Genomic DNA, 20,489 nt, shown 5'->3' on the forward strand with positions numbered 1-20,489 from the left:
TTCGTCCGTGGCGTCGCGCAGCGCGTACCGGACGATGGTTATCAGACTCTTCGTCCCCGTCTGGACGACGTCGGTCGCGGCGAAGTCGCCCGGGACCTCGCCGTCGTAGTCGTCCGGCAAAATCAGGTACGACCGCGCGTCAGTTCCGTTGAACTGGTTCCCGGCGTAGAGTGGGTAGATCCCGTACTGATTCATCATCTGTAGCGAGAAGTAGCGGTCGGTGACTTCGGCATCTCGATGACGACTGGTTCGTCCTGCAAGTCGAGGAAGGCCTGCGAGTACAGGGTGGTAGCGTTCGGAGAGACGACAGCCTCGAAGTCGGCTGTTATCGGTTGGCCACCGTTGGGACGGTACCATCGATTGACGCCCACGAAGACGTCGCTGTCTTTCTTCTGTGTGTAGTTGAAGCGAGTCTCGTAGAAGATGACCTGCTGGAGTCCGTAGCGGTACGCGTCTTCTGCTATCGAAGCCACCCTGGTATCCATGTCGGTGTCCTGACTCTTTCCGGACTCTCGATTGGCGGCGACTGTCCGCGTCATCACCGGTCCGCTGAGTGTGAGTCCCCCCGCTGCGATTCCCCCTATCTGGAGCGCCTCGCGACGTGTCAGTTGATCCATGTTGGATTCTTCCTCTGTGTGCAGTCTCCGCATTTCTTGGCGACCCCGGTCAGACTCTCCGTGAGAATTTAGTTATTGTTGGTCGTTGAAGCAGTATTCCGACTTTTCGATGAGCAGGGTCGCCATTGACTGGCTGCGCTGGGTGGTAATCGTCGTTTCTATACCGCACGATGACAATACGCTCTCCGAACACTCAGTAGCGTGGTCCTCGTGAGAACGACGGTGATACACGCTCGAAGTATTCCTATAAACGAATAGAGGGATTCGATAACTACAGATGCTCACTTTTCAGACGTGACAAACAGAACGATAAGTGCTAGTCCCATAGTTACCGCCGACAGCGGTTCCCAGTTTCCAGTCTTTCCCACGTAGTAGGTAGCTGCACAGGCCGCTATAATCCCCACCAAAGATACAGCTATCTCCACTTTCTCGTCAACGACGAGCTTCGGTACGGAACTGTCGGTCATCGCATAGGTAATTGACGTGTTGAAATTTAATCATTATGATGCTCGGTGGCGTGGTCCTAATCTTTCACCTATACTGAAAACGATTTTCTTCCCCTATTATGAATAAAGAAACCGTATTACCAACTACTGGTATGGACGCCGATAACTGGACGGTCTCGAACCGTCGGCAGGGTACAGTAGTCACGCTCGTTCACGCCACTCCCGACGGAGGAGTCCGTACTGGACCATGTCGCGGTACTCGCCGTCGACGAACATGAACTTGCGGCGGCGTCCCTCCTCGGTGAACCCGAGCGACTCCAGCAGACCGCGGGAGGCGTCGTTACAGTCGTAGGCCCCCGCACCCACGGCGGGGGTGTCGTACTCTCGGAAGACGTACTCGACGACGAGCGAGACGGATTCCGTGCCGTAACCCCCGCCGTGAACATCCGGAACGAACCAGTAGCCGAGTTCGGGGCGTTTCCAGTCGGCGTCCGAAACGCTCACCTGGCCGATTCGCGTCACGTCGTCTTCGTCGGGTCGACCGGGACCGGCGTCGTCTTCGTCGAGACAGACGAGGAACTGGTCCGTCCCCTTCTCGTCCGACACGTCGATCTGCTCCCGGTTCCTGAGAGGATTGCCGAGCGGATACCGGATCTCGGGGTTGGCGCTGGCGCGCTGGAGGAACGAAACGTCCTCGCTCTCGACCGTCCGGAGCGTGACCCGCTCGCCACTCGTGATGCGTGCGCCTGGCATGAGTACAGGGGAACGGGGGTCCACAATACGCTTTCTGTATCGGAGCGGCACGAGGTGGAGTCCTCCACGCGGCACGGCGGGTAACGGCGCTGCATCTCTCGGAGACGCGCGAGCGGTTTACTCACCGCTGGTGATTCGTCGGGCCGGCGAACGGAAGTCTGTCTCCCCGCTCTCCGTCGCTCCACCGCGTTCGACTCGGTCGGGGTGACCGACGTTCCCGGATACGACGATACGGGGAGAACAGCCACCTGGTCGGAATCCCTCACCGTATCCGCTTATGGAACGAGGCGGTGTGTCTCCTTTGTATGACCGATTCGAACAGCGACGAGTTCGACCCGACAGCGTCAGACCAACGGGAGATAGGCCGCGAAATGGTCGACGAAAGTACGGGCCTCGGTTCGGTGATGGCTCACGCCTATCGCGGAGAACTGGACCGAGTGGGGACGTGGCGCCAGCGCCTCGACCAGACGACGACGTGGGCGGTGACCGTGCTGGCCGCGATACTGACGTGGGCGTTTTCGAGTTCCGATAACCCCCACTATATCTTGCTGATCGGGGTCGTCGTCGTCACCATCTTCCTGGGCATCGAAGCCCGGCGGTACCGGGACTACGACGTCTTTCGCTCGCGCGCTCGACTCCTCCAAGAGAATCTGTTCGCAAACGCCCTCGATCCGTCCCAGGGCGTCGAAAGCCACGACTGGCGGGTGAAACTGAGCAGGGACTATCGCAGGCCGACGCTGAAGGTCTCGTTCTACGAAGCACTCGCGAACCGCCTTCGGCGCGTGTACCTCGCCTTGCTCGGCGTCCTGGTCGCCGCATGGGTCTTCAGGATTACAGCGTTCGCGCCGCGCCAGGACTGGCTGGCAACCGCCGGAGTCGCCCGTATCCCCGGAATTGCTGTGGTCGTCGTCGTCGTCGCGTTCTACGTCACACTACTGGGCCTCGCGTTCTGGCCCCGAGAGCGTCACGCCAAGGGCGAATTCCGCGAAGGGGATACGGACGAATGGAAAGAGACGGACCAATAATCCGTTGCCGTACCGAGCACGACTCGCGGGCGAACGAGGGAAACGGTCAGCAGCGCGTTTCGGCGGCGTTCACCGGTTCTCTCGTGCTACGCGGGGCGTCCGAAGCAGACCGGACGCCGATCGAAGTCGACCGATACCGTGGGTCGAACCGTCGCGGAGCAACTCGCCCTACAGGCTACCGGCGGTACGCTGTCCTTCGGTCTGGAGTCTTCGGAACGAGAGATTTTTCCAGATGTGTCGAAAAGGAAAGTCAGATGAGTGACGACGACGCAAACACCGACGAAACGGTTCGCGAAGCTATCGAGCACTCGCGTCACGGCGCACCCGCTGTCGGATCGGTCGTCCGGGACCGGTTCGAAACCCACGAGGTGTTCCAGCGGATCCTCGCTGCCGCCGACGAGGAGGCCACGACCGGGGACCGGGAGTTGTTCTTCAGCGCCCTCGCGGCCGGATTCGCGATCACGATTACCTACCTGCTGTACGCCTCGCTGACCGCTGCAACGGGCGGTGACCCGGTTCTGAGCGCACTGCTCTACCCGCTCGGGTTCATCTACATCATCCTCGGCGGATACCAGTTGTACACGGAGAACACGCTCCCGCCGGTGGTGCTCGTGCTGGAGCGACTGGCGAGTCTCCCTCGGCTGCTCCGGATCTGGGCGATCGTCCTCGTCGGTAACTTCGCTGGCGGCGGCCTGGGTGGGATCGTGCTGGCAACGACCGGCGTCCTCTCGCCGGACGCGGCGGTCGCCGCCAGCACCATCGCGACGAAGGGCATCGAGACGCCGTTCTGGGATCTGTTCTTCAAAGCTTGCTTCGCCGGGCTGATCGTCGCCGGTGTCGTGTGGCTCGATTACGCCGCCCGTGACACGATCTCTCGATTGGTTCTGGTGTACGTGGCGTTTCTCGCCATCCCCTTCGGGAACCTGTTCCACGTCGTCGTTTCGTTCACCGAGGTCGTGTATCTCGTCGTCCGCGGACAGGCCGCGCTCGTCGGATCCCTGGTGGACTTCGTCCTGCCGGTGCTGCTCGGCAACACCGCTGGCGGCGTCCTGCTCGTGACCGTGGTCAACTACTTCCAGACGACGTCGGAACGACGCAAGATGGCCCGAACGGACGCTGCCGACCGGCGACTGTCGGTCCGGGACTGGTTTCTCGGACGAGGGGAGAATCGGTCGTACATTCCGGACGGCTGGAACGGAGACGGCGGGTCGCATCGCCACGACGACTGACCGGTCCCGTTCGACGGAGCCGAACGCGAGGTCGGTGGACTAGTTTCCAATGGCCGTCTCGAACGAGACTACTTTTCTGCGAGTATCCACACGGCCAAACCGATGAGCAGTCTCCTCGTCCCGTTCGTCGTAGCGCTGACTTCGACCGGCGTCATCTGGAAGGCGAGCCAACTTCTCGAACGGTCCGCCGAACGTCTCAGCAAGCACTACCGCTTGCCCGTCGCCGTCCACGGAGCCGTCGTCGTCGCCGTCGGGTCGAGCTTTCCGGAACTCAGCTCCGTCGTCGTCAGCACGGCCCTCCACGGGGAGTTCTCGCTCGGTCTCGGCGCTATCGTCGGGAGCGCCATCTTCAATCTCCTCGTCATCCCGGCCGTGTCCGCGCTCACCAGCGAGAAACTCGAAGCGACCCGCGACATCGTCCACAAGGACGCTCAGTTCTACATCATCAGCGTCCTGGTCCTGTTCATCACGTTCGCGCTCGGTGCAACCTACGTCCCCGGCGGGACGAACAGGGTCGCCATCCTCACCCCCACGCTCGTGCTCTTCCCACTCGTCACGTACGGCGTCTACGTCTTCCTCCACCACCAGGACACCCGCGAGCACGCGAGCACCGACCACGTCGACGTGGAACCGCGTCGCGAGTGGACGAAGCTCGCGGTTTCTCTCGTCTTCATCGCCGTCGGCGTCGAAGGTATCGTCCGCGCGGCTCTCAGCTTCGGCGCGATTCTCGACACGCCGAGTTTCCTCTGGGGGTTGACCGTCATCGCCATCGGGACGAGTCTCCCCGACGCGTTCGTCAGCGTCCGCGCCGCCAGAAACGACGAAAGCGTCACGAGCCTGACGAACGTCCTCGGGAGCAACACGTTCAACCTCCTCGTCGCCATTCCGGTCGGCGTCCTCATCGCCGGGTCGGCTACCATCAACTTCCTCGTCGCCGTCCCGCTGATGGGTTTCCTCGGGTTCGCGACCCTGGTGTTCGTCGTCTTCACCCGCACGCACCTCGAACTCACCGAACGGGAGGCGTACGTCTTCGTGGCCCTGTACGCGGCGTTCCTCCTCTGGATGGTGCTCGAAACGGTCGGCGTCGTGGAGACCGTCCAGGGTCTCTGAACCCGGGCCGACGCTCGGGCGAGCGGAGTCGGTACGGACGACTCGTTTCGGAGAGTCCCGTCGAACTCGCCTCTCCGGGGGTTCGGCAGACGACGTCGGCGGGCGGCTCAGTACTCCCAGAGTCGCTCGACCCGCGAGGCGATCTCCGGATGGTCCTCCCGCAGCGCCTCGACGTCCGTCTCGCCGTCGACGTTGACGACGTGGACCTGCCCGCGGCGTCCGGAGTACGCGTCCTGGAAGTCGTACACGACGCCGACGACGTCGACCGCCGACGGGATTTCGTCGCTCTCGACGAGGAACTCGACCTGCCTGTCGACGTTGTACTCGACGAGCCGGTTCACGGCCTCCGTCCGGCTCAGGTCCGCGGGGAGCGACTCGACGCCCGCTTCGAGTCGGGGCTTCAACAGTTCGAGACAGTGCTCGATACCCGGCGGCTCGGAAATCCCGCCGGTCAGGTCGTCGTACGTCGCCGTGACGGCCCCACAGCCCGTGTGTCCGACGACGACGACGGTGTCCGTTCCGGTGTGTTCGACCGGATAGAGGACGTCTCCCGAGACCGCCTCGCCGGATTCGGTCCGCTGAACGACCCGGTTTCCGATGTTACTACACGTGAAGATACGCCCGGGCCGGTCGTTCCCCCACATGTGGTCCTGCAGGACGCGCGAGTCCGAGCAACAGACGGTGACGACGTCCGGTCGTTGGGAGTCCTGTACGTCGTCGAACCGGGACTGGAACTCTTTCGCGTGGTCCGAATTGCTCCGCAGTAGCTCGACGAATCCCCGATGCATAGTTGGAGCGAATAACGCCTTCGGATATATTCCTTGCTTCTACCGTCTCCACGAAGGGGGGCTGTTCGGTCGCGTCGGTCGAGGTGCGTGTCGTTCGGTCGCGTCGGTCGCGGTGCGGCGCGGTCGTCCCGGCAACGACGAGAACGGCCTGACGGACGGTCGGTTGCAGGTCGCATCTCTGCTCGGGAAGGGAGACACCGCTGGCCCTGACCATCTTTTATTGACCACAAGAGCGTATCCCACGGAGAGCTACGATGGTTTCGTTTCTCGTACTGTACGGAACCGGAGAGGGACAGACGGCGAAGGTCGCCGAGCGAATCGCCGAAGTGCTCGTCGAGCGCGGCCACGATGTCACCACCGTGAACGCCGAAGAGGTTCCGACCGACTTCGACGTCGAGGAGTTCGACGCGGCGTGTATCGGCGCGTCGATCCACGTTGGAAAACAGCAGCCTGCGGTGCGGGAGTTCGTGAGTGCCCGGCGCGACGCGCTGGCGGCGCGACCGACGGCGTTCTTCCAGTTGTCCATGTCCTCCGCGGTGACCGACGAGACGCGACGGGCGGAAGCGGCGGGGTACGTCGATGCGTTTCTCGAGGAGACCGACTGGCACCCCGACCGGATCGGTCTCTTCGGGGGTGCGCTTCGCTACTTGAAGTACGGCTTCCTCAAGCGACTGATGATGAAACGAATCGCGAAGGAGGCAACCGGCGATACCGACACGTCCCGCGACTACGAGTACACCGACTGGCACGAAGTCGAATCCTTCGCTGACGACTTCGCAGCGTTCGTCGAGGGGCGCCTCGGCGTGACGCCATCTGAGGCCAGTGGTGCGGAAGGGACCGAGTGACCGTGTCCGGCGACGTGCTCCCGCGTTCGTACGTCCTCGCTTCGCTGGCGACGCTGGTGCTGACGGTCGTCGCGACCGTCGTCGGCCTGTTCGTCCCCGGCTTCTACCGCGACGCGCCGGTGTTGCTCCCGCAGGTTTACGGCCAGGACCTGCTGACGCTCGCCGTCGCCGTCCCCGCACTGGCCGCGTCGCTGTACTTCGCCACCCGCGGGTCGCTCCGCGGATACGTCGTCTGGCTCGGCGTGACCGGGTATCTGCTGTACACCTACGCCTCGTACGCGTTCATGACCGCGTTCAACGAGCTGTATCTCGTCTACACGACGCTGCTCTGGTTGACGCTGTTCACGTTCGTCGGCGGAATGGTCCGACTGGACGCTGCCGCGCTGAAACGAGCGGTCGGTGAGACGTCGACCCGGTCGTACGTCGCCTTCCAACTGCTGTTGGTCGTGCTGATAACGCTCCTGTGGCTATCGGAAATCCTCCCGTCGACCCTCGCGGGGACGACGCCGTCGAGCATCGCCGAAGCCGGCCTCCCGACGTCCGTCATCTACTCGTTCGACCTCGGCATCGTCGTTCCCGCCTTCGCCCTCTCGGCGTACTGGCTCCGGAAGCGTCGGCCCTGGGGGTACGCGTTCACGGCCGTCCTGCTCGTGAAGGTCGCCACTCTCGGCGGGGCCGTGCTGGCCATGGCTTTCTTCATGGTTCGTGACGGTCAGGCCGTCCCGGTACCCCAGATAGTCATCTTCGGGGCGTTGACCCTCGCAAGCGTGCTTCTGATGGTTCGGCTCCTCTCGTCCATCGGTCCCGAATCAGCTTCTCCGTCGACCGCTTCGGCTACAGACACCGGCCACGAGACGTGACTCCGTCCGGCCCGAGCAGCGAAGGGTACGCGGCGAAGAGCGTCGGAACGCAGCGCGAACCTGACGGGCGGTCCGGGCTGCCCCAGACGTTTTTCGGCCGAACGCCGTAACGCCGGACGATGAGTCTACTGATGCGTGCGATGACGTACTATCCGTACGTCTTCCACCCGGCCGTGCTGGTCGGCGGTGGATTCGTCCTCACGATACACTACGAGTGGAGCCGGCAGAACGTCGGTCGCTCGACGCTCTGGCGTCGGCTCGGAGCGTTCCTCCTCGCAGGGGTGCTCTCGCTCGCCCCGACGGCGGCGTACTCGCTCGTCACCGGCACGCCGCCGGCGAAGCTCACCCAGGGAAACGCCTGGCAGGTCGACGCGCTGGTCGCGAGCGGCCTGTTCGTGGCCGCCGGCGCGACCTGGTATCTCTGGCGGCGGTTCGACTGGGGAGAATTCGTCCCCCGCGCGGCGGAGATACTCGCCGCCGTGACGGTCCCTTACGTCCTGATATCGCCGTTCTGGAACGTCTCGGGACACGTTCTCCTCTCGGTGATGCCGACGCTCTATCTCGCGCTCGTCGACCGGAAGTTCTGGCCGCTGCTCGTCGTCCCTGCGGTGATGGTTCCGAATCGGGTCCTCGTCGAAGCCCACACCTGGGCGCAGGCCGTCGGTGCGTTCCTCCTCGCCACCGTCATCGTCGTGACGCTCCACCGGTTCCAGGCCGGGGGGCGACCGCCGACAGACCGCCAGCGACGGGGGGAGACGAACGGGTAGCGACGCCGCCGTGGGGCGTCCCGGATAGCGGAACGTCTCGCCCCGTGCCGGAGCTTTTACCGCGGACCGTTCCAACCCCGATGCATGGCTTCCGAGTTTCGCTCCGTCGACGGACTCCGGGACGCGCTCGCCGCCGCGTCCTTCGACCGTCCGCCGGCTATCGTCTGTAACGCTCACGTCACCGGGTTGAGCGTCGCCCGCGCGCTCTCCGCTCACGACGTGCCCGTCGTCGCCATCGACCGCAACGGTCGAGGCGTCGCACCGTACTCCGACGCTGTGGACTTCGCGGGACAGGTGACCTACCCTCTCGACGACCTGGACGGGTTCCGAGAGGACGTGGAGGCGCTGGCGGCGGAGACCGGCCACGAACCGGTCGCCTTCGGTTGCATGGACGAGTGGGTCCACGCCTTCGCCGGCTCGGAACCGGAGGGCGTCCGCCTGCCGTTCGCCGGCCAAGAGACCGTCGACGCCGTCCTCGACAAGGAGTCGCTGTACGCCACCGCCGAGGAACTGGGGGTGCCGTACCCCGAGACGTACCGACTCTCGGAGACGGACCCGGACGACGCGGCGGACGCGCTCGGGTTCCCGCTCATCGTCAAGCCCGCCCGCAAGCGGGAGTTCGAGGAGGCGGTCGGGACGAACGTCATCGAGGTGGCGGACCGCGAGGAGTTGCACGACGTGGCCGCGATGTCTCGCGAGCACGGCATCCGCGTGATGGCCCAGGAGAAGGTGCCCGTCGTCACGGGAGAGGACCGCTCGCTCGCCTCCTACGTCCCGCGGGACGGCGACCCGGTCACCTTCGTCGGGAACGCCCGGGTGCGCTACCCGCAGGCGTTCGGCACCTCCTGTCTCGTCCGGCGCACGGAGACCCCCGAGGTGCGGGAGCGCGCGCTGGCGGTCCTGGAGGAGACGGGGTACTACGGCATCAGCGAGGCCGAGTTCGTCTACGACGGCGACCGCGAGGAGTACGTCCTGCTCGACGTCAACACCCGCCCGTGGAAGTGGATCAGCCTCCCCGTCGCCGCCGGTGCGGACCTGCCGTGGGCCGCCTACGCCGAGGCCGTCGGCGAGACGTTCCAGGCCGGCCAGCCGCGAGACGCGACGTGGGTGTATCTCGCGGACTACCTCCGGTTGCTCGCAAGCGATGCCGGTTTCTCGGACGTGCTCGGCCAGGCCGAGTGGCAGTCGCTCCTCTCGGGCGCGTTCGAGACGGAGACCGGACTGACCACGGGCGTCTACCGACCGAGCGACCCCGGCCCGGCGTACCGCCTCCTGCGTACCGAGACGGGGAGCGCCGAGTACTACTGCTCCTGCTGACCGGAAACGGCCGTCGAAACGGAACCCCGGCATCAACTACCGGTGGAGAAAACTATTCAACTCTCTTATCATTTCTCCGTCCACCATCGAATCTGCCGTCTTCCTCCCGTCGAGCCGGGACTCTGATGACACCTAGGTAATACTCGAACTTGCCACAAGCATCATTAATCTGTATTGTATTGGAGAGGGTGATGAAGGCCGAGTCGCAAGTCCTCTCCAGGGTCGACGGGTGGCGCGTTATCGTAGCTCTCGGAGGGTTGTACCTCACGCTCGCTGCTGGCTGGCCGTTCACGCCACTCGTCGGAGAGAGGACGCTCAACGAGGTCCTGATGATCTCCGTGCTGACCGCCGTCCCCGGACTCGTCCTCCTCTACAGCGGCTATCGGCTGCCGGGGAGCGACATCAGGCCCGACCTCTTCGCCACCATCGTCCGGTGGTGTCTGGGAAGCATCGGAGTGATGCTCGGCGTCCTCCTCTTCATCGAGTTCGCGGCCGAGCTCAACGACCCCATCGCGAACCTCTTCATCCTCACGGCGTTCGCCAGCGTCGCCGGCCTCGGGATGGGAACCCACGACGCGCGGGCCAGAACACGGGCGCTCAACGCCGAGGAGCGACGGCGGGAAGCGGAACGCTACAGCCAGGAACTCGAACGCTACGAGACCATCGTCGAAACGGTCAACGACGGCATCTACGTCGTGGACGAAAACGACCGGTTCAAGCTGGTCAACGAGGCGTACGCCGAGATGGTCGGGTACGACCGCGACGAACTCATCGGGGCGCACGCGTCGCTCGTCGTGGAGGGGGACGTGGACCGCCTCGCCGACGAGATTCACCGCGACGTCGCGGCGGGCGACGGCGAGACGGACACGTACGAGGGGACGCTGGAAACGGCGTCCGGGGAGACTATCGAGGTCGAAGCGACCGTCGCAGGGCTTCCGGACCAGGGGGACGCTGGACACGACTTCGTCGGCGTCGTCCGCGACGTCACGGAGCGCAACGAGCGGGAACTGCGACTCGAACGACAGAACGAGCGACTGGACAGCTTCGCGAGCATGGTCGCCCACGAACTCCGGAACCCCGTCATGATCGGCCAGATGTACTGCCACGAGCTTCCGGCGGACGCGGCCCCGGAGGCGGTCGACCACGTCACGGAGTCGTTCGACCGCATCGAGGACATGATCGAGGCCATGCTGGTGGTGACACAGGGGAGCGAGGCGGTTTCCGAGAGCACCTCGGTACCGCTCGCAGACGCGGCACGCAGCGCGTGGGAGAAAGTCGACGCACCCGACGCGACGCTGGAGGTGCTCGTCGACGGCACGATACGGGCCGACGAGACGTACGTCGCACATCTGTTTCGCAATCTCTTCGAGAACGCCGTCGACCATGGCGGAGCGGACGTCGCTATCACGGTCGGCGAACTCCCGACCGGGTTCTACGTGGAAGACGACGGCCCCGGTATCCCGGCCGACGACCGGGAGACGGTGTTCGAGGTGGGGTACACGACGGAGGCCAGCCACGGGGGAATGGGGCTGGGACTGGCGTTCGTCGACGAACTGGCGGGCGTGTACGAGTGGACGTGTGCGGTGACGGACAGCGACGTCGGCGGGGCCCGGTTCGAGTTCACGAACGTGAGGGACTCGTAGCGCAGTCGAGTGACGCACTACGCCTCGTCCGGGTTCGGGCGACTCAGACGCCGGAGGGTATCGCCGGCTCCCCGCCACACTTCGTCCGTCGGACGCCAGTTTCGAGGGATGACCGACGACCGGATGCACCTCAACCTGTTCACGATGAACGCCGTCGAGCACGTGACGGCGGGCAACTGGCGGACGGCGGGCGACCAGTCCCACCGGTACACGGACACCGAGTACTGGGAGGAGGTCGCGCGCCTCGCCGAGCGCGGCGGGTTCGAGGCCGTGTTCTTCGCGGACGTTCGCGGCGTCTACGACGTGTACGGGGACAGCCGGGACACCGCCATCGAGAAGGCGGTCCAGACGCCAGCGAACGACCCGGAACTCGTCGTCCCGGCGATGGCGTCGGTGACCGACCACCTCGGGTTCGCCGTCACGCGCTCGACGACGTACGTCCACCCCTACCAGCTCGCCAGGGAACTGTCGACGCTCGACCACCTGACCGACGGCCGACTCGCGTTCAACGTCGTCACCTCCTACCTCGAGTCGGCGGCGGAGAACCTCGGGCTGGACGAACGCATGGACAGGCAGGAGCGCTACGACCGCGCCGACGAGTTCCTCGACGTCTGCTACGCGCTCTGGGAGGATAGCTGGGAGGACGACGCCGTCGTCCGCGACGCCGACGCCGGGGTCTACACCGACCCGGAGAAGGTCCACGCCGTCGACTTCGAGGGCGAGCGCTTCTCCGTTCCCGGCCCGCACAGTTGTGAACCCTCGCCGCAGCGGACGCCCGTGCTCTTCCAGGCCGGGTCGTCGGACCGCGGCCGCGAGTTCGCCGCGCGGAACGCCGAGGCGCTGTTCGTCAGCCAGCCGACCGAGGAGGGCGTCCGGAGCTACGTCGACGACCTTCGCGACCGCGCGGCAGACGCCGGCCGTGACCCCGACGACCTCCGCTTCTTCCCGGGCATCGCGCCCGTCGTCGGCGAGACGGAGGCCGTGGCGCAGGCGAAGTACGACAGCTACCGGGAGAACGTCGACACCGAGGCCACCCTCGCCCTCCTGGGCGGGTTCATGGACCTGGACTTCTCGGAACTCGACCCGGACCAGCGCGTCGAACACATCGAGACCGACGCCATCCAGGGCGCGGTGAACGCCCTGACGAAGCACGCGCCGGAGCGCGACTGGACCGTCCGCGAGGTGGCGGAGTTCTGCGGTCTCGGCTCCACCTCGCCCGTGGTCGTCGGGAGCCCCGAGCAGGTCGCCGACGAACTCCAGCACTGGTTCGAGGACGTGGGCGTCGACGGGTTCAACGTGAAAGAGATAGTCCGCCCCGGAACGCTGCGGGACTTCGTCGACCTCGTCGTGCCCGAACTGCGCGAGCGCGGCCTGCTCCGCGAGGAGTACGAGGAAGGGACGCTCCGCGAGCGGATGTTCGGCCGGCGACGCCCGCCGGAGGGGCATCCGGCGAAACGCGAGTAAACGAACTCCTTTTACCGGAAACGTGCCAACTCGGTACCGATGAACGTACTCGTCGTCGGTGCCGGCGCGATGGGTCGCTGGTTCGCGGAGAGCGTCGACTCCGAGGTGGCGTTCGCGGACGCGGACCCGGAAGCGGCCGCCGACGCCGCGAGCGATGTGGGCGGTCGTGCGGTCGCGCTCTCGACCGACGAGACCTTCACGGCGGTTTGCGTCGCGGTGCCGATGCCGGCCGCGAGCGAGGCCATCGCCGAGCACGCCGGGAACGCCGAGGAGGCGCTGGTCGACGTGACGGGCGTCATGGCCGACCCGGTGGCGGCGATGGCCGAACACGCGCCCGACCGCGAGCGCGCCAGCCTCCACCCGCTCTTCGGGCCGGAGAGCGCGCCGGGCAACGTCGCCGTCGTCGTCGACTCGCCGGGACCAGTCACCGACGAACTGCTCGCCGCGCTGGCGGCGCGGGGCAACGACCTCGTCGAGACGACGCCGGAGGAGCACGACGACGCGATGGAGACGGTGCAGGCGAGCGCGCACGCGGCGGTGCTCGCGTTCGCACTCGCGGCCGGCCCCGTCCCGGACGGCCTGACGACGCCGGTGTACGACCGCCTCGCGGAACTCGCCGACCAGGTCGCGGGCGGCGACCCCCGCGTGTACGCCGACATCCAGTCGGAGTTCGGCGGCGCGGACGGCGTCGCGACGGCGGCGCGTCGGCTGGCGGACGCCGACCCCGCGACGTTCGAACGGCTCTACGAGGAGGTGGGGGAATGAACGCCGACCAGCGCGAGGGAGTCGTGTCGAACGCGAAGTACCTCCGGAGCGTCCGCCCCATCGACCCCGAGGAGGTGAGCGACTACGTGGCGGGCCAGCCACACCCCGCGACCGTCCGGCAGGTGCTCCGAGAGGAGGCGGTCGAACTCGGTCTTATCGAGCGCGAGGACGGCACCTTCGAACCCGTCTCCGAGGAGCCGGTCCCCCACGAGTTCCGCGGCGTCGAGGCGTTCCCGGACGGGTACGCCCGTCGGCTGGAAGACCTGCTCGTCGAGGCGTTCGGGCCGGGGTGGCCCGACGGCGAGTCTGGCGACGCGCTCCGGGAGACCATCCGCCGCCTGAAGGAGGACTACTTCGCACAGAACCCCGTCGCGTACGACGAGGACGTGGCGCTCGGGTACGCCGTCTACCACCTGCCGGACTACTACGCCGTCGTCCAGTACGTGCTCTCGACGCTGACCGAGCGCGGCCTGCTCCCGCGTCGGCTCCGGGTGCTCGACGTCGGAGCCGGCGTCGGCGGGCCGGCGCTCGGCCTGCACGACTTCCTGCCGGACGACGCTCTCGTGGAGTACCACGCCGTCGAACCCGGCGACTCCGCGGACGTGCTCGACGCCCTGCTGGAGGAGACGGGGCGGAACTTCCACCCGACGGTCCACCGCGAGACGGCCGAAGCGTTCGACCCGGACGGGGAGTACGACCTCGTCCTCCTCGCGAACGTCCTCAGCGAACTCGACGACCCGGAGGCGGTCGTCCGGAAGTACCTCGACGCACTCGCCGAAGACGGCTCGCTCGTCGCCGTCGCGCCGGCCGACCGGAACGCGAGCATCGGCCTGCGCGAGGTCGAACGCGCGGTGACCGACCGCGCGACGGTGTACGCACCGACGCTGCGACTGTGGCCCGGCGAGCAGCCCTCGGACCGGTGCTGGTCGTTCGACGTCCGGTCCGACGTCGACGTGCCGGCGTTCCAGCGACGACTGGACGAGGGGAGTCGAGCGAGCGACGAGGACGACGCGCCCGGCAGCGGCGAGTTCGTCAACGCGGACGTGCAGTACTCCTACTCCATCCTGCGGCTCGACGGGACGCGCCGCCGGGACCTGACCGCCGACGCCGGCCGGTTCGCGAAGATGGCCGAGACGGAGCGCCACGTCACCCGGCGGGTCGACCTCGTCGCGGTGAAGCTCAGCCACTCGCTGTCGGAGTCGGACGCCGAAAACGAGGTGTACCGGGTGGGCGACGGAAGTCAGGAGGAAGACCACTTCGCGGTGTTGACGAGGGAGACGGCGCTGAACCGGGCGTTGCGGGAAGCGGCGTACGGAGACCTGCTCGCGTTCGAGGAGGTGCTCGTGCTCTGGAACGACGACGAGGAGGCGTACAACCTGGTCGTCGACGAGGAGACGGTCGTCGACCGCCTCTGACGGCTAGTTCCGCAGCGGGTCCTGGCGCACCGATTCGTAGTACACGCCGAACTTGCCCGCGTCGTTCGGCGACAGCGGAATATCCTTCTGTGCGAGCAGCTCCACCGTCCGTTTCGGTTCGCATTCGAACCAGATGGAGAGGACGTCCACGTTGCGCTGGGCGTACTCGTAGTTGAGCTCGAGCGTTCGTGCGTCTATCGTGTCTCCCTCCGCCATGTCCATCTAGACGAACAGAGCGTTTCGGCTTAAATCCCACTGATATTTTGATTATGTATAGCGGTAACGATGCCGATTCGCCGCTCCTCCACCCCGTTCGTGACCGACAGCGATGCACTTTTGCGGTGCGCCTCCGACCCCGTTGACATGGCCGACCCCGTGGAAATACTGTTGACGAACGACGACGGCATCGACAGTCCCGGCATCCGTGCGCTGTACGAGGCGCTCCAGGAGGTGGGCAACGTCACCACCGTCGCTCCGGCGACGGACCAGAGCGCGGTCGGACGAGCGATGTCCTACGAGGTCGAGGTCGAGGAGCACGAACTCGGCTACGCCGTCGCCGGCACGCCCTCCGACTGCGTCGTCGCCGGCCTCGAAGAGCTCGGTCCGTATCCGGACATCGTCGTCTCGGGGTGCAACGAGGGCGCGAACATGGGCGCGTACGTCCTCGGACGGTCGGGGACGGTCAGCGCCGCCGTCGAGGCGGCGTTCTTCGGCGTTCCTGCCGTCGCCGTCTCGCTGCACGTCCCGAACCACATGTGGCCGTACGACACGAGCGTGGAAGAGTACGCGGACGCCGCCCGCGTCACGAAGTACCTCGTCGAGCACGCGCTCGGTGCGGGCGTGTTCGACCAGGCGGAGTATCTGAACGTCAACGCGCCGATGGCCGGCGACGAGCCGGCGGAACTCGAGGTCACCCGCCCCTCCCGCGTCTACGACATGGACGCGACCATCGAAGGGGGCGTCGTCACGCTCCACGACCGGACGTGGGAGCAGATGGAGCGGGACGCGATTCCGGACCCGGACGGCACGGACCGCCGCGCCATCCACGAGGGCCGGGTGAGCGTCTCGCCGCTGACCGCCCCGCACACGACCGAACACCACGAGTCGCTCGACGCGCTGGCCGAGACGTACAGTCCCTGACCGACGACGGTCCCCGTCTCGGCCCGTCGAGAACCGGAGTCGCGTCGAAGCGCCGCGTCGCTCTATCCCTCCGTCCGCCAGTCCTCGCGCAGCAGTCCGACTCGGAGGGTGACCTCGTCGCCCTCCAGAAGACCGGTCCCGGTACATCCGACCGTTCGACCGCGTACGTGAAAAAGCTCACAGGTCGGTTCGCCGTCCTCCGGCGACCGTCACTCGTTCCAGGGGCCGACGTCGGGGTCGACGAGTCGCTCCTCGCGGTCGATGTCGTCGATGGCCTCGACGTCCTCGTCGTCGAGGTCCACGTCGAGGCTCAGCCAGTTGTCCCGGAGGTGGTCCCTGCTGGTCGCCTTCGGGATGGCGGTGACCTCCTTCTCGCGGAGCCAGGCCAGGCTGACCTGCTCGGGCGTGGCGTCGTGTTTCTCGGCGACCTCCCGTAGCGCGTCCACGTCGCTCACGTCGCCGCGGGCGATGGGCGAGTACGCGACCAGTTCCACGTCGGTCTCCTCCTGCGCACAGAACTGCTGGAGCTTTCGCTGGGGCAGGAGGGGGTGCATCTCGACCTGGTTGGCGAATATCGGCTCCTCGGCCACCTCGATCGCCTCCTCGAGCAGTTCGACCGTGAAGTTGCTCACGCCGATCTTCTCGATCAGCCCCTCCTCGCGGAGTTCCGCGAACGCGCCGAGGGTGTCGTGGACGTCGTAGTCGCCTGCCGGCCAGTGGACGTACAGCAGGTCGACGTAGTCCAGTCCGAGGCGTTCCAGGCTCTCCTCGGCGCTGGTGATGACGTGGTCGTACGCGAGGTTCTCCGGGCTCACCTTCGTCGCGACGAAGAGGTCCTCGCGGTCCACGTCCGCCGCCGCGATGGCGTCGCCGACCGCGTCCTCGTTCTCGTACCCCTCCGCGGTGTCGACGTGGCGGTAGCCCATCTCCAGCGCGGTCAGGACGCTTTCGAAGCACTCGTCGTACTCGTCCATCTGGTACGTGCCGATCCCGAGCATCGGCATCCCGCGCGTCGTCGGGGCGGACAGCGCGGCCACTTCCTCGTCGACCTCGACGTCGGTCGCTTCGAGCAGGGGTTCGATGTCGTCGTCGACGTCCTCCTCGTACTCCTTCTCGGCCGCGTCGGTGTCCGGTTCCGTCTCGGTCCCGGACTCCTCCTCGTCACCCGTTACGCTCTTCAGCGTCTCGTCGATGTCGTCCTCGATGTCCTTCAGCGCGTCCGTCGCCTCGGACGCCTCGTCGATATCGACGTCCTCCAGCGTCTCGTCGACGCCGCCCTCGCCGCTCGAACGCCGGCCGTACACGAACCCGGCGACGAAGGCGACGCCCATCGCGAGCGCGCGCACGAGTCCGCTCGAGCCGTCGGACCCCACCCGTCCCTCTCGCGTCGTCTCCTCCACCCGTGACTCGTCAGTTTGTCGGAACACGGGGTTCGATTCGTCCGAAGCGCACTTGCCGGTTGTGGCAGGCGCGCGAACGGTCGGTGGGGACGGTCAGTCCAGAACGAGTTCGACGGGGTAGTCGGTGAGGTTCTCGTAGCCGTCCTCGGTGACGACGACGAGGTCCTCGATGCGGACGCCGCCGACCTCGGGGTCGTACAGCCCGGGTTCGACGGTGACGACGTGGCCCGGTGCCAGTTCCCCGCCGCTGGGACTCAGTCGCGGGAGTTCGTGCACGTCGAGACCGACGCCGTGGCCCGTGCTGTGGATGAACCCTGTCTCGGCGTCGGGGTCGCTGCGCAGGGTCGCGTACCCGGCGTCCTCGTACACGTCGCAGACGGCGTCGTGAACGTCCTCGCCCGTCGCGCCCGGTTCGATGGCGTCCAGTGCCGCCTCCAGCGCCTCGTGCGTGCGGTCGTACCGCTCCCGGAGTTCGTCGGAGGGGTCGCCCCGGAGGAAGGTCCGGGTCATGTCGGCGTGGTACTTGCTCGCCTTGTCCCGCGGGAAGATGTCGACGATGATCGGCTCGTCGGCTGCGAGCGGGCCGCTGCCGCGGTCGTGCGGGTCGGCGGCGTCGGCCCCGCAGGCGACGATGGTCTCGTCGAGCGCCGCGCCGCGGCGCAGCAGCGTCATCTCTATCTCCTCCGTGACGCGCTCGCTGGTCAGCGGTTCCCCCTCGTACTGCAGGATACCGTCCTCGACCGACGCCGCCGCCAGCAGGTCCTCGGCCGCCCGCATCGCCGCCTCGTTGGCGCGCTGGGCGGTCCGGACGTGCTCGACCTCCTCGTCGGTCTTGGTGGCGCGGACGTCCGTGACGACCTCGGACTCGTCGGCCGCGACGCCGACGCCCCGCTCCCGGACGCCGTCCGCGGTCCCGACCGGGAACCGCTCGGGGACGACGACGGACTCGACGCCGTGGTCGTCGAGGAACTCCGCGACGACGCGGTGTCGTCCCTCGGCCCGACCGTGCTCGGCCACTTTCGACCGGTAGTCGTAGTCGGCGAGTCGAGCGACCGAGTCCGCGCGGCTCTCGGTCTGCGCGCGGCCGTACTCCAGGCTGGAGACGAGCAGGTGGACCGCGCCGTCCTCGTACAGCGTGAGGAAGGGGTCGGGCGCGTCGAACCCGGAGAGATAGAGCTGGTCGGAGTCGGTCGAGTCGGCGTCGACGAGGTAGCCGTCGGCCCCGGCCGAACCGAGCGCCTCGTCGAGCGCTGAGAGGTCTGGGTCCATACCGGGGCGAGACGGGCGACGGACAAAACGATACCGGGACTGGCAGGTCGCGTCCCGCATCACTTTTCGCCGGGGGGTACCAACGGCCTCCAATGGCACGGCGTGACGCGGTCGACCCGTCTGGGAATCCTGGGAGCGACGAGCGTGCGGACTACGACTACGCCTCCGAGGACGTCCGACGCCCCGCGCTCGTCGACGACCTGTCGCGTCTGGTCGCGGGCGAGGTGCGGTTCGACGAGTACTCCCGGGAGCTGTACGCGACGGACGCGAGCGCCTACGAGGTGACGCCCATCGGCGTCGTCTTCCCCGAGTCGACCGCCGACGTGGCGGCGGTGATGGAGTACTGCGCCGAGCGCGAGATTCCGGTCCTCCCCCGGGGCGGCGGGACGAGCCTCGCGGGCCAGGCCGTCAACGAAGCGGTCGTCCTCGATTTCACCCGCCACATGGACGCGCTGCTCGACACCGACCCCGACGCCCGGACCGCCCGCGCCCAACCTGGCGTCGTCCTCGCGGAACTGAACGCGGCGCTCGCACCGCACGACCTGAAGTTCGCGCCGGACCCGGCGTGGGGCGACAAGAGCGCCCTCGGCGGCGCAATCGGCAACAACTCGACGGGGGCTCACTCCTTGCAGTACGGCAAGACCGACGCCTACGTCGAGGAGTGCGAGGTCGTTCTCGCGGACGGCACCGTGACGACCTTCGGCGAGGTGACGCTGGACCAACTCGAAGCGCGCGCCGACCCCGACGGCGACCTCGAAGCGCGCATCCACGCCGAGGTCCTGCGGATAGTCGACGAGGAGGCCGACGCGGTCCGGGAGGCGTTTCCCGACCTGAAGCGCAACGTCTCGGGGTACAACCTGGACCGGCTGGTCGCGGAGGCCGACGACGGAAGCGTCAACCTCGCACGCCTGCTCGCCGGCAGCGAGGGGACGCTGGCCATCGTCACGGAGGCGACCGTCGGCCTCGAACCCGTCCCGGAGACGAAGGCGATGGCGCTGTTCGCCTACGACGACCTGCTGACCGCGATGGCCGACGTTGCGCCCATCCTCGACCACGACCCGGCCGCCGTCGAGGTGCTGGACGACGTGCTACTGGACCTCGCACGCGACACCGACGAGTTCGAGGACGTAGTCGGGATGCTGCCCGAGGCCACCGACTCCGTGCTGCTCGTCGAGTTCTACGCCGAGGACGACGAGGAGGGCCGCGAGAAGGTGGCCGCCCTGCGAGAGGCGCGCGACGGCGACCGCGCGTTCGCGGCGATGGAGGCCCACGACGAGGCCGAGCGCGCCAGGTTCTGGAAGCTCCGGAAGTCCGGACTCCCCATCCTGCTCTCGCGGACCTCTGACGCGAAGCACATCAGCTTCATCGAGGACGCGGCGGTTCCCCCGGAGAACCTGCCGGACTACGTCGCGGACTTCCAGGAGGTGCTCGAAGCCAACGACACGTTCGCCAGCTTCTACGCCCACGCCGGCCCGGGGTGCCTGCACATCCGGCCGCTCGTGAACACGAAGAGTCCGGCGGGGGTGAACCAACTGGAGGCCATCGCGGACGGGGTGACCGACCTCGTCGTCGAGTACGGCGGCAGCGTCTCCGGCGAGCACGGCGACGGCCGGGCGCGGACCCAGTGGAACCGGAA

The 20,489-nt window shown here is 66.8% G+C and carries 18 protein-coding genes and 2 pseudogenes; 13 read left to right on the plus strand and 7 right to left on the minus strand.

Annotation, left to right across the window (positions count from 1 at the left end):
* Positions 1-9 precede the first annotated feature (9 nt).
* The 3 genes and pseudogenes from ACTF4R_RS04665 to ACTF4R_RS04675 all read right to left on the minus strand — a co-directional run.
* Positions 10-650 (minus strand): annotated as a pseudogene (locus ACTF4R_RS04665) (DUF1254 domain-containing protein); the annotation flags it as partial.
* A gap of 248 nt (positions 651-898) precedes the next feature.
* Complete coding sequence (locus ACTF4R_RS04670; RefSeq protein ID WP_440006620.1) at positions 899-1,084, minus strand: hypothetical protein; 186 nt, start codon at positions 1,082-1,084, stop codon at positions 899-901.
* Between the two features lie 180 nt (positions 1,085-1,264).
* Positions 1,265-1,816: a GNAT family N-acetyltransferase gene (locus ACTF4R_RS04675; protein WP_440006622.1), complete on the minus strand. Its 552-nt coding sequence runs from the start codon at positions 1,814-1,816 to the stop codon at positions 1,265-1,267.
* 305 nt (positions 1,817-2,121) lie between these two features.
* On the opposite strand from ACTF4R_RS04675, the gene ACTF4R_RS04680 reads away from it, so the two are divergent.
* The 3 genes and pseudogenes from ACTF4R_RS04680 (at position 2,122) to ACTF4R_RS04690 (ending at position 5,180) form a co-directional block, all read left to right on the plus strand.
* Complete coding sequence (locus ACTF4R_RS04680; protein ID WP_440006624.1) at positions 2,122-2,841, plus strand: DUF2270 domain-containing protein; 720 nt, start codon at positions 2,122-2,124, stop codon at positions 2,839-2,841.
* Positions 2,842-3,095: 254 nt separating this feature from the next.
* A pseudogene (locus ACTF4R_RS04685) lies at positions 3,096-4,025 on the plus strand (formate/nitrite transporter family protein); the annotation flags it as partial.
* A 147-nt stretch (positions 4,026-4,172) separates the two neighbouring features.
* Positions 4,173-5,180 (plus strand): sodium:calcium antiporter, encoded by a 1,008-nt coding sequence (locus ACTF4R_RS04690; RefSeq protein WP_440006626.1) that lies wholly within the window; start codon positions 4,173-4,175, stop codon positions 5,178-5,180.
* Between the two features lie 107 nt (positions 5,181-5,287).
* On the opposite strand, the gene ACTF4R_RS04695 is transcribed toward ACTF4R_RS04690, so the two are convergent.
* A complete protein-coding gene (locus tag ACTF4R_RS04695) occupies positions 5,288-5,968 on the minus strand; it encodes a carbonic anhydrase (RefSeq protein WP_440006628.1) in 681 nt (226 codons plus the stop codon).
* 254 nt (positions 5,969-6,222) lie between these two features.
* Here ACTF4R_RS04695 and ACTF4R_RS04700 point away from each other — a divergent pair, with 254 nt between their 5' ends.
* From ACTF4R_RS04700 to ACTF4R_RS04735, 8 genes are all read left to right on the plus strand, one after another.
* Positions 6,223-6,813 carry a flavodoxin domain-containing protein gene (locus ACTF4R_RS04700; protein ID WP_440006630.1) on the plus strand — a complete coding sequence of 197 codons (591 nt, stop codon included), beginning with the start codon at positions 6,223-6,225 and terminating at the stop codon, positions 6,811-6,813.
* A complete protein-coding gene (locus tag ACTF4R_RS04705) occupies positions 6,810-7,673 on the plus strand; it encodes a hypothetical protein (protein WP_440006631.1) in 864 nt (287 codons plus the stop codon). Before ACTF4R_RS04700 ends, ACTF4R_RS04705 begins: the two co-directional genes overlap by 4 nt.
* A gap of 119 nt (positions 7,674-7,792) precedes the next feature.
* Entirely contained in the window at positions 7,793-8,440 is a 648-nt protein-coding gene (locus ACTF4R_RS04710; RefSeq protein WP_440006633.1) for a phosphoesterase, read from the plus strand.
* A gap of 84 nt (positions 8,441-8,524) precedes the next feature.
* Positions 8,525-9,757, plus strand: a complete 1,233-nt coding sequence (locus tag ACTF4R_RS04715) for a carboxylate--amine ligase (RefSeq protein ID WP_440006634.1) — start codon at positions 8,525-8,527, stop codon at positions 9,755-9,757.
* A gap of 191 nt (positions 9,758-9,948) precedes the next feature.
* On the plus strand, positions 9,949-11,400 hold the full coding sequence (locus ACTF4R_RS04720; protein WP_440006636.1) for a PAS domain S-box protein: 1,452 nt from the start codon (positions 9,949-9,951) through the stop codon (positions 11,398-11,400).
* 108 nt (positions 11,401-11,508) lie between these two features.
* Positions 11,509-12,864, plus strand: coding sequence for an LLM class flavin-dependent oxidoreductase (locus tag ACTF4R_RS04725; protein ID WP_440006638.1), 1,356 nt, complete (start codon positions 11,509-11,511; stop codon positions 12,862-12,864).
* A 39-nt stretch (positions 12,865-12,903) separates the two neighbouring features.
* Entirely contained in the window at positions 12,904-13,629 is a 726-nt protein-coding gene (locus tag ACTF4R_RS04730) for a prephenate dehydrogenase/arogenate dehydrogenase family protein (RefSeq protein ID WP_440006639.1), read from the plus strand.
* Positions 13,626-15,044 (plus strand): small ribosomal subunit Rsm22 family protein, encoded by a 1,419-nt coding sequence (locus ACTF4R_RS04735; RefSeq protein ID WP_440006641.1) that lies wholly within the window; start codon positions 13,626-13,628, stop codon positions 15,042-15,044. The genes ACTF4R_RS04730 and ACTF4R_RS04735 overlap by 4 nt, the downstream gene beginning before the upstream one ends.
* A gap of 3 nt (positions 15,045-15,047) precedes the next feature.
* On the opposite strand, the gene ACTF4R_RS04740 is transcribed toward ACTF4R_RS04735, so the two are convergent.
* Positions 15,048-15,260, minus strand: a complete 213-nt coding sequence (locus ACTF4R_RS04740) for a hypothetical protein (RefSeq protein WP_433633159.1) — start codon at positions 15,258-15,260, stop codon at positions 15,048-15,050.
* 147 nt (positions 15,261-15,407) lie between these two features.
* Here ACTF4R_RS04740 and surE point away from each other — a divergent pair, with 147 nt between their 5' ends.
* Positions 15,408-16,184: a 5'/3'-nucleotidase SurE gene (surE, locus tag ACTF4R_RS04745; protein WP_433633161.1), complete on the plus strand. Its 777-nt coding sequence runs from the start codon at positions 15,408-15,410 to the stop codon at positions 16,182-16,184.
* A 209-nt stretch (positions 16,185-16,393) separates the two neighbouring features.
* Here the strand turns inward: surE and ACTF4R_RS04750 are convergent, their stop codons facing one another.
* Both ACTF4R_RS04750 and ACTF4R_RS04755 read right to left on the minus strand, forming a co-directional pair.
* Positions 16,394-17,188, minus strand: coding sequence for an aldo/keto reductase (locus ACTF4R_RS04750; RefSeq protein ID WP_440006678.1), 795 nt, complete (start codon positions 17,186-17,188; stop codon positions 16,394-16,396).
* Between the two features lie 489 nt (positions 17,189-17,677).
* On the minus strand, positions 17,678-18,853 hold the full coding sequence (locus ACTF4R_RS04755; RefSeq protein WP_440006644.1) for a M24 family metallopeptidase: 1,176 nt from the start codon (positions 18,851-18,853) through the stop codon (positions 17,678-17,680).
* 92 nt (positions 18,854-18,945) lie between these two features.
* Between ACTF4R_RS04755 and ACTF4R_RS04760 the strand changes: the two genes are divergently transcribed.
* Positions 18,946-20,489, plus strand: a 1,544-nt coding sequence (locus ACTF4R_RS04760; protein WP_440006646.1) for an FAD-binding oxidoreductase, incomplete at its 3' end; no start/stop codon positions are given.

Origin of the sequence: Halomicrococcus pelagicus, assembly GCF_051917725.1 — an archaeon.
Lineage (GTDB): Archaea > Halobacteriota > Halobacteria > Halobacteriales > Haladaptataceae > Halomicrococcus.

What these genes read in the sequence shown, in the direction of transcription:
- ACTF4R_RS04670 (WP_440006620.1), bottom strand. Translation starts at nt 1,084, where the DNA reads ATGACCGACAGTTCCGTACCGAAGCTCGTCGTTGACGAGAAAGTGGAG.
- ACTF4R_RS04675 (WP_440006622.1), bottom strand. Translation starts at nt 1,816, where the DNA reads ATGCCAGGCGCACGCATCACGAGTGGCGAGCGGGTCACGCTCCGGACG.
- ACTF4R_RS04680 (WP_440006624.1), top strand. Translation starts at nt 2,122, where the DNA reads ATGACCGATTCGAACAGCGACGAGTTCGACCCGACAGCGTCAGACCAA.
- ACTF4R_RS04690 (WP_440006626.1), top strand. Translation starts at nt 4,173, where the DNA reads ATGAGCAGTCTCCTCGTCCCGTTCGTCGTAGCGCTGACTTCGACCGGC.
- ACTF4R_RS04695 (WP_440006628.1), bottom strand. Translation starts at nt 5,968, where the DNA reads ATGCATCGGGGATTCGTCGAGCTACTGCGGAGCAATTCGGACCACGCG.
- ACTF4R_RS04700 (WP_440006630.1), top strand. Translation starts at nt 6,223, where the DNA reads ATGGTTTCGTTTCTCGTACTGTACGGAACCGGAGAGGGACAGACGGCG.
- ACTF4R_RS04710 (WP_440006633.1), top strand. Translation starts at nt 7,793, where the DNA reads ATGAGTCTACTGATGCGTGCGATGACGTACTATCCGTACGTCTTCCAC.
- ACTF4R_RS04715 (WP_440006634.1), top strand. Translation starts at nt 8,525, where the DNA reads ATGGCTTCCGAGTTTCGCTCCGTCGACGGACTCCGGGACGCGCTCGCC.
- ACTF4R_RS04720 (WP_440006636.1), top strand. Translation starts at nt 9,949, where the DNA reads ATGAAGGCCGAGTCGCAAGTCCTCTCCAGGGTCGACGGGTGGCGCGTT.
- ACTF4R_RS04725 (WP_440006638.1), top strand. Translation starts at nt 11,509, where the DNA reads ATGACCGACGACCGGATGCACCTCAACCTGTTCACGATGAACGCCGTC.
- ACTF4R_RS04730 (WP_440006639.1), top strand. Translation starts at nt 12,904, where the DNA reads ATGAACGTACTCGTCGTCGGTGCCGGCGCGATGGGTCGCTGGTTCGCG.
- ACTF4R_RS04735 (WP_440006641.1), top strand. Translation starts at nt 13,626, where the DNA reads ATGAACGCCGACCAGCGCGAGGGAGTCGTGTCGAACGCGAAGTACCTC.
- ACTF4R_RS04740 (WP_433633159.1), bottom strand. Translation starts at nt 15,260, where the DNA reads ATGGCGGAGGGAGACACGATAGACGCACGAACGCTCGAGCTCAACTAC.
- surE (WP_433633161.1), top strand. Translation starts at nt 15,408, where the DNA reads ATGGCCGACCCCGTGGAAATACTGTTGACGAACGACGACGGCATCGAC.
- ACTF4R_RS04750 (WP_440006678.1), bottom strand. Translation starts at nt 17,188, where the DNA reads ATGCCGATGCTCGGGATCGGCACGTACCAGATGGACGAGTACGACGAG.
- ACTF4R_RS04755 (WP_440006644.1), bottom strand. Translation starts at nt 18,853, where the DNA reads ATGGACCCAGACCTCTCAGCGCTCGACGAGGCGCTCGGTTCGGCCGGG.